General features: G+C 70.0%; 1 protein-coding gene. It reads right to left on the bottom strand.

What is annotated here, in order from left to right; all coding sequences use genetic code 11:
• On the bottom strand, nucleotides 1–296 hold a 296-nt coding region (locus tag IG74_RS47405; RefSeq protein ID WP_324607549.1), incomplete at its 3' end, for an SDR family NAD(P)-dependent oxidoreductase.
• Nucleotides 297–340 lie beyond the last annotated feature (44 nt).

Genomic DNA, 340 nt, shown 5'->3' with positions numbered 1-340 from the left:
TCCACCTTCGGCGCGAACACCCGCTCCAGGCGCTCCGGAGACAGCGCCCCGATCACACCGGCGTCAAAGACACCCGCCGTGTGGACGACACCCGTGAGTCGCCGCTCTTGCGGTACGGCCGCCAGCAGTGCCTTCACCTGATCACGATCGGAGACGTCACAGGCCACAGCCGACACCGTCGCACCCAGCTCGGTCAGCTCCGCGACAAGCTCCGGCACACCCTCCGCATCCACACCCCGCCGACTGGCGAGCACCAGGCCCCGCACCCCGTGCCGGACGACCAGATGCCGAGCCACCAGAGCGCCCAGCGACCCGCCACCCGAGACCAACACAGTGCCCT

It is taken from the genome of Streptomyces sp. NRRL B-1347 (assembly GCF_000720325.1).
Classification (GTDB): domain Bacteria; phylum Actinomycetota; class Actinomycetes; order Streptomycetales; family Streptomycetaceae; genus Streptomyces.
This window is presented reverse-complemented; position numbering and strand designations above follow the sequence as displayed.